The 14,483-nt window shown below is 40.2% G+C and carries 14 protein-coding genes; 1 reads left to right on the top strand and 13 read right to left on the bottom strand.

All coding sequences use genetic code 11. The features are described 5' to 3' along the window. Nucleotides 1-42: 42 nt before the first annotated feature. The 13 genes from RIH33_RS00915 to RIH33_RS00855 all read right to left on the bottom strand — a co-directional run bounded on the left by RIH33_RS00915 (nt 43) and on the right by RIH33_RS00855 (nt 13,676). Nucleotides 43-948 (bottom strand): hypothetical protein, encoded by a 906-nt coding sequence (locus tag RIH33_RS00915; RefSeq protein ID WP_406649884.1) that lies wholly within the window; start codon nt 946-948, stop codon nt 43-45. Continuing rightward, a complete protein-coding gene (locus RIH33_RS00910; protein ID WP_406649883.1) occupies nt 945-1,934 on the bottom strand; it encodes a glycosyltransferase in 990 nt (329 codons plus the stop codon). The genes RIH33_RS00915 and RIH33_RS00910 overlap by 4 nt, the downstream gene beginning before the upstream one ends. Next, on the bottom strand, nt 1,931-2,662 hold the full coding sequence (locus tag RIH33_RS00905) for a glycosyltransferase family 2 protein (protein WP_406649881.1): 732 nt from the start codon (nt 2,660-2,662) through the stop codon (nt 1,931-1,933). The genes RIH33_RS00910 and RIH33_RS00905 overlap by 4 nt, the downstream gene beginning before the upstream one ends. A gap of 61 nt (nt 2,663-2,723) precedes the next feature. After that, on the bottom strand, nt 2,724-3,968 hold the full coding sequence (locus RIH33_RS00900) for a glycosyltransferase (RefSeq protein WP_406649880.1): 1,245 nt from the start codon (nt 3,966-3,968) through the stop codon (nt 2,724-2,726). Then, nucleotides 3,965-5,341, bottom strand: coding sequence for a hypothetical protein (locus tag RIH33_RS00895; protein WP_406649878.1), 1,377 nt, complete (start codon nt 5,339-5,341; stop codon nt 3,965-3,967). Before RIH33_RS00895 ends, RIH33_RS00900 begins: the two co-directional genes overlap by 4 nt. Nucleotides 5,342-5,556: 215 nt before the next feature. Continuing rightward, nucleotides 5,557-6,414 (bottom strand): hypothetical protein, encoded by an 858-nt coding sequence (locus tag RIH33_RS00890; protein ID WP_406649876.1) that lies wholly within the window; start codon nt 6,412-6,414, stop codon nt 5,557-5,559. 444 nt (nt 6,415-6,858) lie between these two features. Beyond that, nucleotides 6,859-7,059 carry a hypothetical protein gene (locus RIH33_RS00885; RefSeq protein ID WP_406649874.1) on the bottom strand — a complete coding sequence of 67 codons (201 nt, stop codon included), beginning with the start codon at nt 7,057-7,059 and terminating at the stop codon, nt 6,859-6,861. A gap of 26 nt (nt 7,060-7,085) precedes the next feature. Further along, nucleotides 7,086-7,955: a TylF/MycF/NovP-related O-methyltransferase gene (locus tag RIH33_RS00880; RefSeq protein ID WP_406649873.1), complete on the bottom strand. Its 870-nt coding sequence runs from the start codon at nt 7,953-7,955 to the stop codon at nt 7,086-7,088. After that, nucleotides 7,952-9,718 (bottom strand): HAD-IIIC family phosphatase, encoded by a 1,767-nt coding sequence (locus RIH33_RS00875; protein ID WP_406649871.1) that lies wholly within the window; start codon nt 9,716-9,718, stop codon nt 7,952-7,954. Before RIH33_RS00875 ends, RIH33_RS00880 begins: the two co-directional genes overlap by 4 nt. Then, nucleotides 9,699-10,529 carry a methyltransferase domain-containing protein gene (locus tag RIH33_RS00870; protein ID WP_406649870.1) on the bottom strand — a complete coding sequence of 277 codons (831 nt, stop codon included), beginning with the start codon at nt 10,527-10,529 and terminating at the stop codon, nt 9,699-9,701. The genes RIH33_RS00875 and RIH33_RS00870 overlap by 20 nt, the downstream gene beginning before the upstream one ends. Nucleotides 10,530-10,541: 12 nt before the next feature. Further along, a complete protein-coding gene (locus RIH33_RS00865; RefSeq protein WP_406649868.1) occupies nt 10,542-11,477 on the bottom strand; it encodes a sulfotransferase domain-containing protein in 936 nt (311 codons plus the stop codon). Continuing rightward, the gene (locus RIH33_RS00860) at nt 11,470-12,708 is read right to left on the bottom strand and encodes a polysaccharide ABC transporter ATP-binding protein (RefSeq protein WP_406649867.1); all 1,239 of its coding nucleotides are present in this window, start codon (nt 12,706-12,708) and stop codon (nt 11,470-11,472) included. Before RIH33_RS00860 ends, RIH33_RS00865 begins: the two co-directional genes overlap by 8 nt. 116 nt (nt 12,709-12,824) lie before the next feature. Then, nucleotides 12,825-13,676, bottom strand: a complete 852-nt coding sequence (locus tag RIH33_RS00855; RefSeq protein ID WP_406649865.1) for an ABC transporter permease — start codon at nt 13,674-13,676, stop codon at nt 12,825-12,827. A 117-nt stretch (nt 13,677-13,793) separates the two neighbouring features. On the opposite strand from RIH33_RS00855, the gene RIH33_RS00850 reads away from it, so the two are divergent. Continuing rightward, nucleotides 13,794-14,483: hypothetical protein (locus RIH33_RS00850; RefSeq protein ID WP_406658688.1), on the top strand; the 690-nt coding region annotated here is incomplete at its 3' end.

Raw genomic sequence — 14,483 nt, 5'->3', positions numbered from 1 at the left:
GTTAAGTTATATTATTTTGTCATTGTTGTTGAAAAAATGTACTTATCCCGGAGACCATTGCAAGTCAACACTATAGGTGTTTTGGTCTCTGAGGAGGGCCATTGCTTTTCCTACATTGCTGGAATACGTACCAATGAAGATATCTGCCATTTTCATTATTTCGGATTCCAGCAGAAAAGCCAGCGTTTCTTTTTTTCGCAGCATGGGAGTCATTTGGGCAAAGGTAGCCTCGTCGTGACCTGCCTTTTCTTCTGAGCAGAGCGTGTGGATGGTGAATTCCGGATATAACAGGCGGGATTCCCGAATCACAGCAAAGTCATCAGTGGCAATAAAAACGTCTTTTAAAGCTGGTCGTGCTTTGATGGCCATTTCGAAGTAGTCCCTAATGTCTATCCTATTCGCCTCCCATTTTTTTCCGGACACCTTGTCCCCCCGGCGGATATGCATGGCAATATATTGCTTCGGGAGTTTTGCCAGCTTGAGGCCCTCATCCAAGTATTGTTTTGTCGCAGGATTAAATGTTAGTATTTGCTTCATCAGCCCACGCGAAACGCTGAATATGTCGCCTGTCAAGTCGTATTGCGGTAAATTGAAATTTTTGGAAAGGAAGCTTGTTTCCCTGAAGTCATAGTACAGATCCTGCGCGAAAAATGGTTGACGCAATATTTTTTTCTTTAGAATCTTCAGGCGATGATAAACCAGGTTTAACCGCCAGTGAGTAAAAGGGTCATGAGGAAGTATCGTCGGATGGGCCAGATGCTCATCATCCGTTTCCTCGCAGAAAGGGACAAAATAGTCTTGCCAACCCCTGTCATATGCGGAGATCCAGTCTTTTGAATAAAGCTTAAAAGGATGTCCCTGATCCAAAGCAAATAAATAGCCAAGAATAAGGTTATTAATCTCTGAATAGAAACCACGGAATGTAAGATGGTAGATTAGGGGTGTCAAGGGCGAAATTGATGATGAATAAGCTTGTAAACATTCAAAACCTTTCTTTGAATAGGGAATAACTCAATCCTATTCGCCATGGCGATTTGTATGTAGGTTTTCATGAATGCAGTCCTTTTCCGTTTGAGTAGATAATAAGGCACTTTAGCAAAAGTCCACACTTTTTCAAGAAAACTAAATTTTTCATTGAATTGATGAACTGCGTGATAAGACATGAGGATTGGATTTCGTTCTTCCATTCCCTGCTTAAGTCTTACGAGGTAGGATTTGTTAAGTCTTTCGGGTGTTATGTGATGATAAAAGGTTAAACGCTCATCGTACCAGATGCCGTAGCCCGCAAAAAGATACCAATAGCAGATTTCGCTGTCCCCTCCCGAACTTAAGGTATCTCCTGACCTGTCTGTCAGGAGACTTTTAATTCTCTGTAAGCGGATCCAGTTGATTACCTCCTTCCTTAGCCCCATCCCAGACCCCCAAACAAATCCTCTGGTTGATATGTCACCTGATTTTTGCCCCTGATTTCCGATAGCATACATGTGTTTTTCTGCTTCAAACCAATCTGGTATGTCATGAGGAGGGTCTGTAAGCATTTCGCTTTTACCGCCGATCAGGCCGATGCGCTCATTGTCTTCAAAAATGTCAAATACGGTCTGGATATAATTGGGGCAGAGGTGGTTGTCATCATCGCAGAAAATCAGGTAGGCGTATTGCGCACTAGCCACACCTTTCATGCGTGCATGAGACAGCCCTCTTTGTTCTTCAGTTACGTATTTGATTCTTTCTTCTCTGGAGAGATAGGGCTCGAGAAAGGTCAGTAACGAGTCCGTGGAATTGTTGTCCACGATGATGATTTCCCAGTTGGTAGATTCAGTTGTTTCCTGGGTCAGGAGATGTTCAAGCGTTTGAGGCAGTATCTCCGTGCTGTTATAGCAGCAAACTATGACTGAAACTCCTGAAGGGGATTTGTGGGAATCTGTTTTTCTCAAGATCTGCTAATAAGGGTTCGTTTCAACTTGCTTAGGAAATATTTCAGGTAAAGAAACCTATTGTATTTGCGACAGTGATTCAAATAGGCTTTTTCTTTTTCCCTATGGGTGTCCATTTTAGAAGTTTTGTTTTCCCCATCAAGGTAGAATGTGCCGAATGTATGTGGCAAGTAGGAGATGGAATGGAATTTTGATGCGTAGAAGAGAAATTCCAGGTCCATGGTACAGTGATTTTGTATAGGGAATCGATATTGCTCCTGAACTTTTCTTCTGTAGAAATAGCTTACAGGGTTCGCTGGAAAACGAAAATCCCAGAATTTGATAATTTCGGAGTATGCGGTTGCCGGAGTTCTTATTTCTTCGGTATGATTTACTTCATGCAAAATTTTCAGATCTCCAAATACCATGTCTTTATGTTCTTGATTCAGACAGTTTATTACCTTGGAGAAAGTTCCTTCGCTGAACTCGTCGTCCGCGTTGAGGTATACAATGACGTCTCCTGTGCTTAAATCAAATCCCTTGTTCATAGCGTCTGATTGGCCCTGATCGGGTTCAGAAATCCATCGAATATGAGCGTACTTCTTTAGAATATCAACGGTGTGATCATTGGATCCACCATCCACCACGATATGTTCCCAGTCGGAATAATCCTGAGCCAAAACAGACTCAATAGCACGCTCGAGGTATTTTCCGGAGTTATAGGATGGTGTGATGATGCTGATTTTCAAATGCTATTGGGGTTTGGTTATTAATGAAGTAGATGAACCTTAGAAGTAGATTTGGTTGGATTCATCCTCGATGTTGATCAAGTGCTTTATTGTAGAGTTGAATGTATTTTTCTTGCAGCACATTCAGGCTATAGTCCCTTGCGATTACGTTTTTTATTTTCATTGGGTCAAACTTATATTTTCCATCAATATATTCTTGGATCAAAAGTGTTAAATCATCAACAGATTTCTTTCTTGCAATTAACCCATTTATACCATGTGTAATTACATCAAGCGCTCCTCCTGTTGAAAAGGAGATCACGGGTGTTCCGCATGCCATAGACTCAATAATTACGTTACCGAAGGCTTCTTCAAGTGAGGGAAAGATGAACGCGTCGGAGGCAGTATAGAATGCATCTAACTGACTTTGATCCAGGAACCCAAAATCAGAGTAATTCCCTTTGAAGCGGGACAGGAGTTCATTTGTAGATGATCCTGCAGTCATTAAAAAGATATTGTTTTTCTTGTGGAGTTTTTCGAGAACTTGAATTAACAAGGAAAGCCCCTTCCTATGAATTTCCTGATGATCACCGACAAAGGAAAATACCAGGTGATTTTCTGGGACAGAGAGCAATTTTCGAGCTTGTTCTTTGGTGTATTTGCCATAAGTCTCATGGTCCAATCCATTGTTAATAGTAAGATGTTCCATTTTTTGAAATATTGGGGAGGATCTGGATTTCTCTGTAATCCATTGGGAGATACCCGCTATGTATACCCTGCATTGAGCTTGTGCAACACTTTTGCGCTTTATCTCTTCACACTCCCTACTTATTTTGGAGAGATGTGGGTTGTTGTCAAGGTCTGTTTCATAATGAAAACAGCCTGAAAAAGGATTTAAATCTCTTAACGTCCAAACGACGGGCTTCTTATTTTTTCTAAAGAAGGAAGGATAGTCTATGAACCCTGCAACCCAATGAAGGTGAATTAAATCCGAATCCTTTACCCGTGAATCTGAAAGAATATCTATCATACTCAATGGCGAAGAGAACACTTCATAACTGGCACCCCTGGTCGCTTTCTTAAATTGCCAGTTCTTTTGTTCGGCAGATTGAGGCCAACCAAATCTGTAAATCAGCTTTTGGATGATTGTTGACTTCCTCCTGTGCCCATCAAACAAAAAAACCTTTTTTAACCGGGGTCCATTTTTTTTTTGGTTTAAAACAACATAGTTAGAATCTAGCCCTCCATTGAGCAAGGCAAGATGCAGTCTGTAGGAACCTTCAAATGCTCCGCCAAAACCATTCGTGTTGAAATGAACTATTCTCATTGCCCAAATTGGTCTAGGGGTTCCTTGTATTCGAGCTGAGGTAATGCTTTTTCTATATTCTGCTTGATCTGAGCATGATCAGTTTCTATAAAGTCCTTGAGATCAGGGAAGCTTTTACTACTTTGGGAAAGAATGAATGACCGCAGGGATTCCCGGTTCCCGGCATAGTGGAGAAGACCTGAGTCAATATGATCTTTCATTAAATTCTTTCCATTTGCCGAAAGGATACAGGCCGGAATATGAAAGAAACAGGCTTCGTAAACAACTGTGGACCAAAGGGTGAGAACCTTGTTGATTTGTGGAAGCAACAAATAGAGAGGAGTTTGGGTGGAAATTCTTATCTCTACATTGGGGCTATTAGCAAATAACTCTTCTACTTCCGTTAACCTGTCAATCATTCGAGGATGCAGTCTGATATGCCAAATCACTTCGGATTCATGGAGCTCGCTAATCAGATCCAGCAGAAATTGGGGGAGGGGATGCTGTATGGGCTGCATAGCAAAGAGCACATGAATAGGTTTATGAGTGCCTGATTTTACATTACTTCGGGTGGAAATGGACAAGTTAGGGTTTCCACCAACAAAAATCTGATGAAATTCATGGTTTCTGAAAACCCGTTTTCTGTTCAACGTGAGGTTACCCCAAACCCAAAAGAACTTGGGCATGAGTAGATATCCAGCCTTAGGCAATTTCGTCCAGTCGTTGTTTAAGGGGCTGATTTTGCCCTGTTGCCCGTGCTGTATTTCCACTACATCGATCCCCATTTCATTGCATGCCCATGCGGCTGCCATACTGGAGCTGCTATAGTAGACGGTGGTAAATACGGTATTTACTTTGTTCCGTTTGAACATCACCCGGTAAATTTCCCGATAGATCAGTATTTCAAAAAGAAACCAAACATACGCGATAGCTCCGAAGGTGAAATCAGGGAATAATGAATTGGTATATTGACAAACTTCAGAGATGGCTTTTTTTTGATTCAGCGCATCTCTTGTGATGGATCGTATCCTGAACGGGCTTATTAAGCGGTGCTTTATTGCAAGTAGGTCCTCTGCGCAATACTCATGTATGTTGGTGTTTGGGAATAGCTTTTGTGTGCTAAAATAAAATGGGTTTAAACGCTCTTCTGAGAAAAGAGATTTTCTATCCTCTTCACGGGTGATGAAAATGCATGTTTTTTCTTCTTTCTTAGTGAGTACGTGCACCAACTGATAAAAAACATAGACAACGTAATCTTTAAAGAAAGTCAAAAGCCTGAAAGGCCTTCTCAGGAAGTTTTTTAATTTCCTTTTTGCTTTAGTGGTGGACTTGTTGGTTACGGGTACGGGATCCTTGTAATTCAGCATCTGGAAATACATTAGTATCCGTATCATTGGCCAGAGATGACAACCTTTATAATTTATGCGATTAACGTCGAAGTTTTTCTCAACGGTTAACAATATTTCGGACATTTTGGCATGATCGAATTTCATGAATTATTTCTGGTTGACTATCACAAGGTAGATAACTCGTAACATAAAGTTAACTGAACTAAGTCTCGGGAAGTAAAAATGAGCGCGTAAGAAATTCAGTGGAGCTGTTCCGGATTTTATTGACCTTTTATGACCTTTTCTATTTTAAGGAGTATCCTTTTCAGGAGCCCATTGTTTTTGTCTGCTCTTTTCAATTTTCTCTTATGTGTTTTTATTGGCAGGGATATGTCTTTGTTTGAAGCTAAAATAATGGTCAGCTGAGCGGTGGGGAATACTTCTACATTTTGATAGCCAACTTTCTCCAGCAGTCTTTGGTCTGACTTAATGTTTTGGCTAAGCAAGAAGAGATATGATGATTGCTCCAAGTAAGTTTCGAGCATCTTTGTCCTTATTTCCTCCTTAAATCGCCACTGTTCGAAATCTATTACTGCTTCATTGAAGTGGATATTGTGGTAGCCATTTTCAAAAACAAGATTGGTAGTACCAATAAGTTCTTTGAGACAGTTGGCATTAATTACTCGTTCAGAATCAAGGTCAAACCCATTAATATTTGATTCAGGAGCGCTGGAATTAGCTACGAAAGCCAAAAAGCCCTCTGCGCAGTTTGCTATGGTAAAGCTGGAAGTATACAGCTGTGATAAACTAAAGTTTACAAGGAGTGAAACAAGGTCTGAGAAGGGTTTAGACCTGTTTTGGAAATCCTGTAGTGGAAGCTTTTCATATTCCGGAATGATCAGTTCATCTCTCGAAATGGCTCCCCATATTTTATAAGGACCATTTCCGGTTTCAATATTGATGACATCCCTCCATTGATAATCACTCACATAAGAGCCTATTTCCTCGAGTAGAATTTTTTGCGACGTGGCTTCTTTCAGGTAAAGAGGAGGAACTCTGTAGTTTATGTGTGCAAAATCAGCCTTATAAGGATACCGGAGTAACCCGGAATTGTCTGTGATCGAAGGGTTGATATCCATAAAAAGGATACGTTTTTCTTTGCAGAAGGCGCTTATGTGGTTGTTGTAGAGATCCTGATAGGTCTTATAAAGCTTGCTGGAACCAGGTAATACTGCACTGACCAGGAATTGAATATTTTGAAATTTGCCTGCGATATCAGAAATGAACGATACATATCTGCGTGAAGCACTTTCAAGGGTGTCAATTTCTTCTGGGTTTTGCCCTTTACTGTTTCGAATGATGTGTTCAACATCCCCGGAAAAAAGAAATAGAACCGTAGCTTTTTTTTGATTTAATCTGGATAGGAGTTCAGTTACCTTAAAATTTATATGGGTGGCACTTTTGTCAGTCAAAAAGTTATTGAAGACTGCCGGGCCAATAAATAAGGGGATGAAATGCTTGCTATAAGAGAATGCTCGGACGTGACTATCCCCTATAACGATTATTTTTTTACCAAACGACATTCACAATTTACTATTGATCCTTTCCTTTATTTTTGAGAATGACATTAAGTCAATAAACTCTTCCTCTTCAAATTCAATGGAGAACTCTTCTTCAAGGGCTACAATGAGGTTCATGTGTCGCAGTGAATCCCAGTTGGCCACATTCTCAGATGTAGAGTTTTCTGATATTAATGCAATGTCCGTTTCTAAAGCTACAGCCATTACTTGCTTGATTTTTTGATCCATACTTACTTAAAGGATTTTAAAATTTGCTCGAAGTTAATTTTTCCGACTTTCGATAACCAATTAAGGTACCCCTTATTTTCGACAATGGCAGAATAATCGAATGTGAGATTTCCATCGGAAATTCTATGGGAGGTATTTTGGTGGCTTGGAGAAGAAAAATAGTACGTCTGTGGGGCAGGACCCAGGTGAAAGACTTTTTTATTGTCGCGTAGTATGTCCAAAACCGCCTGCCTTTCACCGCCACTTCCATCATTAAAATCATCAAAGACCACAATGGATTTGGGATCTAAATAGCCTATCAGGTTACCAAATGAATCGATGGTGCTTTGGTAAAGGTCACAGTCTATATGGAGGAAGCAAATTTTATTTTCCCTGGAGGTATACTGTGGAATTGTGTCCTTAAACCAGCCTTTGTGAATGGTGATATAACCATTAAGACCAAAGGCATCTATTAGGGATTTGAGTTGTTCATAATCACTTCTGAATTCTCCCACTTTGTATCCCATATCCTTAGTGAGATGGGGAGCCGGTAGACCTTCGAAGCTATCAAATAGGTGGATTTTTTTGTGAATTGAAAGGTCCCGAAGCAACATCGCCAAAAGTAACCCCGTTCCTCCTTTGTATGCACCGCATTCCACTATGTCCCCATCCAGATCCAGTGTTTGATCCAGCAGATCCAAAAGGACACCGATTCTGAATGGATCAATTAGAGTATACGGAGTTATGGAGGCCCAATTTCTTTTGAGGAAATCATTGTGTTTTTTTGAAAAAAGAACATTGTCTGCTTCAACCAGTTGATCCAGACTTTTCTTTCTGAGTATGGGGATGAAACTCTTTTTCCAGGCTTGATCAACTATATCTTCAATGCTCATTTTGAATTTTGTTTTTGGAAATGGTGGGTACATTCAATGTAATCTATAATACGAGGATGGAAATCAGGAGATAGAACGTATCGTTTAAGTTCATTGGATTCGTTAGCACTTAATGTCATTCCCTGATTTTCAAAGAAGCTAATTACCTGACTGTTTTTGGGTGTTTTGACGTAAGTGGCTTTTATTTCATGATCAGGGAAATAGCTCACTATCGAACTGAACAAAACCCTCTCAAGGTCCCGTCCAATGACTCTGCAGCTTAATAAGAAGGAGTCAATTTCTACAGAATGAGTGCTGTGCCTTTTTATAATTGCTAATCCGATAATGCCGTAGTTACCAAACCTGTCCTTAGCTGACATGGAAAAAACCTCAAATTGTGAATCCCTCATCATTTGGTTCATCTCATTGAGGGTATATCTTTTCGTGGTTAGATTAAACTGATTGGTTTTTTGTGTGAGTTGTGTCAGCCGCTCGGAATTCTCCTGATCATTTAGTCTCAGCTCTACGTGCAGGTTTAAGGAGCGTATGTAATCCTCGAGATTCTGGTGCTTATTTTTCTCAGAATACCTTTGTTTTTCCACTTCATAAAGTTTGGAGCGTTGGAGGTCTTCGGATGTTTTGGATGCACTATAGAAGGCGGTTAGAAGTTCTCGGAACTTAAACGGGTATTTGTAAATCTTATCCGGAACACGAAAGGTCTGTACAGAGGTCAAGTTGGTTTGGATTAAATTGATTTCATAATCAGCATCGTCAACGAATACGATACTGTCTAACCCGACGTTCAATTCTTCGGCAATGCTTCTGATGTTGCTGGCCTTATCTTTCCAATTAATTTTACTGATTATAATGTCTTCTTGGGTAAGGATCATTTCCGGATGATGGAAGACTTCCATAACTTCGGCAGCGTTGTTTTTGCTACAAATGGCTAAAAGCACGCCTTCTTCTTTGGCAGCCTTGGCGAGTGATTGTATTTCCTGAAATACTTTCCCTGTAGGACTGGAGGCTGAAAGGTTAATACCCTCTATGCCGTCCTCGCCAATGACTCCTTTCCATAAGGTGTTGTCACAATCTAACACCAGCACCTTTTTGGTCCTTCCCAAAGTTGAAAGAATCGCCGGCATCACCAGAGAGGCATATTCTTTGAAAAATGTGACATTATAAAAGGCCTTTGTGCTGTTGAAAAACCTGTAATCAATGCAGCGTTCCACCGAATGCTGAAGATAGATTTTGTCGATATTGACCAGGATGAAATTAGAAGGAACACCGGTAACCAGAGATTCATTTAGGGATTGGCAGAATGCCTCAAGCTTGGTTTTCTTAATCGAATTATAGGTGAATGGAGACACATTGAATTGGTTGAAAACTACCATCCGATTGTTTTTGAGCGACTCAAAAACCAGATCCATTTCTGAGCGGGTTTTACGAAGTAACTCATCGATTTGAGCGCTATTGTACAACTCTATTTTATACTGGAGCCCTTCTACCATGTTCATGACATCCCAAAAAATCATGACAATGTCGGTTTGTGAAATACCGACGCTTTCCTGAACGATGTTGTCATAATTGCCGAGGTGTATGTTAGGTTTTATCCCGGCGCTTAGAAATTGATATTCAAATATCTCTTTGCACTGATTGACTGTAGTGTTGGCAAGAATTTTTATGTTCACTTCCTGATCATATACCCTATTCTTGAGCTCATTGGTGACTTCCAATATCTTTTGATAGGACAGTTGATGAAATTCTTCAGAATTTTGTGGTAACATAAAAGGTGTTTTTTGAGGGTGCCTGCTCTTTCATGTAATGATGAAATAGCTCTTCTTTGAAGGTTATTCGGAGTCCGACCTCCTTCAGATAGTTGTCCAGGACGTCATCATTTGTAAAGTTATATAAATGATCAAATTGAGGCATATTGGTGGCCGTGGTGAATATAAAATGACCACCAGGGCTCAAGGAATCAGCAACTTCCTTGATGAGCTTGTAGGGATTATGCAGATGCTCAAGGAGCTCAATAGCCACAACGGCCCCAAAGTTAAGGGAGGACTCATTCTCAAATGCGGCCTCCCGTAATTCCACCTTCTTTTCAAAATGGAATTTCGTAAAATCACTTAAGGAAATATCGTAAGCAATGATATTTGAAGATTTCAGCGATAAGAGAAGCATTTCCAGGTCTATCCCGGACCCAATGCCTATCACCGCAACAGACCTTGTGAGACTGGAGGTTTGAGAGATCAATAAATTGATAATCTGGTACCTGATCGGAGAGCAAAGAATAGAAAGTATCAATGCCAGATCATACTTTGTCCTTGGTATATTTTTTATTCCGGCAATTTCATGTGGGTATTTTCCTGTTTGATTGAAAGTAATGAGGTCTTTTGAATAATCTGATAGGAACTCGAGGTACTGATTGCCCACTTGGTGAGGGCTGAGTTTAAAATAGTGGGCATAGGCAGAGAGAAATCCTTCTGTGGTTTGATGTATTAATGTCTCGCTTCCAAACCGTTTGCATACACGGTTATACTCATACTTGATTAACCTGTGAACTTCCAGTACCTGGTTTATGAAAGAATCTTTCATATTCGATTTGGGTTAGAAATATCCTTTGTCATTTAGTGAAAGGTTATACTTTTCTGAAAGAAGTTTGTTGGAGTAGGAGAACCTCGATAAGATATAGGCTTGCATTTCGTTGAGCTCTTCTCCATTGAAATCAATGAGCATTTTCTTTGACTCCTGGTCTCTGGCTCCTTTAGGTTCTTCACCAATAATCGATTGTACGAAATCCTCGTTTCTGCTTGATGTGAGTGAATTGCTTAGGTTGCAGAGTTCATCGAATCGTGCTGACACAAAGTGTTCGTAGACAAAAAAACTGACACTCCCTTCACCAAGCAAAGACTCGTAGATATTCGCTAGCCTAAAATAGTCGTATTGATCCAATGTGATTGACTTCATTTGTTTCTTATCACAGAGACATTCGTAAAACCCATGGCTACATGTGGGATGATAGCAGGAAAATGGGTTTTCGAAGAGCGCTTGCTTTAAAGTATACTTAGGAAATTTTTTTTGCTGAAATATATGATGGTCGTGAAAGTATCGTGAGAGAACAATGTCCTGCTGATTTCTGATAGATATTAGTATTTTGATCCTGAAGGTTTCTGCCAGTTTTGAAATTCTAAAAGCCGTTTTTTCGAATGAGTAGGGCCTGATAAGGCCTTCACTTGTCACGATGTTTATTCTTTCAGTATCAACATCTTCTTTCAATTTTCTGACAAATTTTGAAGGTGAATAGTCGGAATCTTCGAACAAACTAATTTGGTGCAAGTATTTGTAGTATGGAGGCCATACTACTCCTTTTTTGCTAAAAGTTTTTTCAATTATACCGGGCTTTTTTCTCTTACTATTGGTGATATCCATCCCTATAAAATTGGTATCAGGTAGGGATGGTAAGAAATGTGTTTGTAACCAGGTGGTTCCGGTTTTCGGATACCCGATGTGAAAAACAATCGTGGGTTTAGCCTTTTTATCCATGATGAATCTCGAATTTAACCTCTGGGGAGATCATTGCCTTAGACCTGTATCTTTTGTTAACGCCTTTATAAGTTATTGTGTCGTCGGCATTGAACGAAATGACACGTTCTTCTTTGTGGTAAATGGTATTGCTGACAGATTCCCTCAGAACAAATCCGATATAGTATTTTCCAGGCTTGATTATTTTCCCCGGTACTTTAACAATGATCTCATGATTTTGGCCTATGCCTAATTCTTCAATAACGTTCATTTCACATTCATCCGAAGACGACATGATGAGTATGTTACCCTGTGAGTCTTCTATCTTGATACCCAGAAAAAGCTTGTAGCATTGCCTCAAGATGGATAAATGAAAACCAATTTTTATTTCGCTGGTATTTTCAATGAATATACCGTTGTAATCGTGAATGAATATTTTTTTTACAAACACCTCATTTTCACCGGTGTTTGTCATTGACCATGTTTTCTCAAAAGTCTCCTGAATATTAGAAGAGTGCAAATACAAGTCGATACCCCCTTCTACCTCTCCGTCATAGGCTACCTTTCCATTCTCTAATAAAATTACCCGGTCACAGAGGTTTCGTACTGAGGCCATGTTATGACTAACAAAAAGGATGGTTCTTCCCATCTCTGTACTAATATCCTGGATTTTTCCAATGGCTTTTTTTTGAAATTCAGCATCACCAACGGCTAAAACTTCATCAATTACCAGGATCTCAGGATCTAAATGGGCCGCAACAGCGAAACCTAACCGGACCTTCATTCCGGAAGAGTAGCGTTTAACAGGAGTATCCAAATATCGCTCCACCCCTGCGAAACTTACGATTTCTTCCAATTTCGAGTCAATCTCACGACGGGTCATTCCCATGATGGTTCCATTCATGTAGATGTTTTCTTTACCTGTCATTTCTGGATGAAACCCGGTGCCCACCTCCAGTAGAGATGCTATCCTTCCTTTGGCTTTGATGATACCGCTCGAAGGAGACGTGACCCTTGAAAGGATTTTAAGGAGGGTTGATTTTCCAGCTCCATTCTTTCCAATGATCCCTACCACTTCACCTTGTTTCACTTGAAATGATATATCAGAGAGAGCCCATACATAAGCACTTATACCTTTTTTCGTGCGATCATTCTCTTCTCCTATTTTGGCATAAGGATCTGCTTTTCCTCTTATTTGGTGCCACCAACGATTTATGTCATGACTGAGAGTTCCGGTACCAATCTGACCCAACCGATATTGTTTGGCGATCTTTTCGATGATGATGACTTCATTGGTACTGGGCCCTATACGCTCGTCTGGATTCAATTCGGTGTTCTTTAATCAATAACTTCTTTAAATTCTACCTTTTAAACGGTATCAACAAAGGTCTTCTCGGTTTTATTAAATATATAAGCCCCAAAGAGAAGTGAAATTATGATAATTCCTAGACTATAGAATAGTGACAACCAACTGAGATTACCTTGCCCAAGAAGTCCATGTCGAAAAGTCTCAATAATGGGAGTTACAGGGTTCAGCTCAATGAGCCACCGGTACTTGGGGGGTGTCTCCGAGAGTGGATAGATGACTGGAGTGGCGTACATTAGTAGCTGTATGCCAAATTGAAGTAAAAAAACAAGATCTCGATATTTAGTGGTCAACGAGGAAATGATCATTCCCAACCCCAAGCCAAGGGCAGCTAACATAATAATCAAAATTGGAGCCAGGAAAATAGTGAGATTTGGGGATACAGATTGCGGCATTGTGTATTTGAAGTATCCCCAAAGGAAAAAGAGCAGAATCATTTGAATCCCAAGCTTTATTAAACTGGAGATAACTATAGACAATGGAGTAATTAATCTTGGGAAATAGACCTTACTAAAAATCTGCTGATTGGCCTTAAAAACGGTGGAGGTTTTGTTAAGACAATCTGAGAAGTAGTTCCACAGGGTGATACCCGCCATGTAAAATAACGGCTTTGGTATTCCATCTGTAGGGATGCCGGCCAAATTGCCAAATACGAACATGAAAATGATCGTTGTAAAGATTGGTTGTATGAAGAACCAAAGTGGCCCCAAAATTGTCTGTTTGTAGTACGTGATGAAATCACGACGTATAAACATTCTGAGTAAATCTCTGTATGACCAAACCTCAGAAATGCGCAGGCCGAAATTATTATTTTTTGGCTTTATGACTATGTTAAAATGACTATTCTGATTCATTTGGTGTTAATCCTGAATTTAGGGGCTTTGATCTTCAAAATACAAAGTATGAACGAAGTAAGATCATTTATAAAGAAAGAAATAAAAAAAAGGAATGAAAATATTTGATCTTTGTATATGAATAAAAAGGTATTTCTTTTTTATTTCTTGATAGCATTTCTTTTAAAAGCGTCTTCCCAATGCCCCACGGCCATAATAGCTGTGGAGGATACCGTTTGCGCTCAGCAGAACCTTATTTTACAAAACCTGAGTGCCGGAGGGACGGAGAACCTTTGGGATTTTTGTGCGATGGATTTGTCGAAAAGCTATGTATCTGAGAATTCAATAAGTACCGGTGGTGGTTCTCCCCGAGGGGCTGCCTTTGTACAGTCTGGTAGTGACTGGTATGGGTTTGTCACGGTGAGGAACAACAAAAATCTTCTGCGCTTGAGTTTTGGTAGTTCACTTTCGAATACTCCCTCGGTTGTGAACCTGGGTAATCCGGGAGGCTTGTTTGAGTTGGTAGATCAGATTGAATTATACAGAGAGGGTAATCAGTGGTATGGGTTGGTGGTGAACGATCAGGGGTCTAACAACCTGATTCGTTTGAGTTTTGGCAGTAGTTTGACCGGAACTCCCACAGCCGAGAACCTGGGGAACTTTGGCGGCAAGTTGAATCGTCCACGTGGCATAGCTATCCGGGAAGATGATGGTGATGTCATAGTAGGGGTTACCAATTTTGGGAGTCGTACGGTTGCGATGCTAAATTTTGGCAGCAGCATATCGAGCGCTTTAGGCTCGATCACCTATCTGGAGAGTGGAGTGATA

It is taken from the genome of Marinoscillum sp. (assembly GCF_040222955.1).
Classification (GTDB): Bacteria; Bacteroidota; Bacteroidia; order Cytophagales; family Cyclobacteriaceae; genus Marinoscillum.
Note: the sequence above shows the minus strand (reverse complement) of the source record. Positions and strands in the feature narration are given on the sequence as shown.

Coding starts and splice junctions, on each gene's coding strand:
- RIH33_RS00885 (WP_406649874.1), bottom strand. CDS start 7,059: ATGGCTGTAGCTTTAGAAACGGACATTGCATTAATATCAGAAAACTCT.
- RIH33_RS00895 (WP_406649878.1), bottom strand. CDS start 5,341: ATGATACGGATACTAATGTATTTCCAGATGCTGAATTACAAGGATCCC.
- RIH33_RS00855 (WP_406649865.1), bottom strand. CDS start 13,676: ATGAATCAGAATAGTCATTTTAACATAGTCATAAAGCCAAAAAATAAT.
- RIH33_RS00870 (WP_406649870.1), bottom strand. CDS start 10,529: ATGAAAGATTCTTTCATAAACCAGGTACTGGAAGTTCACAGGTTAATC.
- RIH33_RS00875 (WP_406649871.1), bottom strand. CDS start 9,718: ATGTTACCACAAAATTCTGAAGAATTTCATCAACTGTCCTATCAAAAG.
- RIH33_RS00890 (WP_406649876.1), bottom strand. CDS start 6,414: ATGGATATCAACCCTTCGATCACAGACAATTCCGGGTTACTCCGGTAT.
- RIH33_RS00865 (WP_406649868.1), bottom strand. CDS start 11,477: ATGGATAAAAAGGCTAAACCCACGATTGTTTTTCACATCGGGTATCCG.
- RIH33_RS00900 (WP_406649880.1), bottom strand. CDS start 3,968: ATGAGAATAGTTCATTTCAACACGAATGGTTTTGGCGGAGCATTTGAA.
- RIH33_RS00880 (WP_406649873.1), bottom strand. CDS start 7,955: ATGAGCATTGAAGATATAGTTGATCAAGCCTGGAAAAAGAGTTTCATC.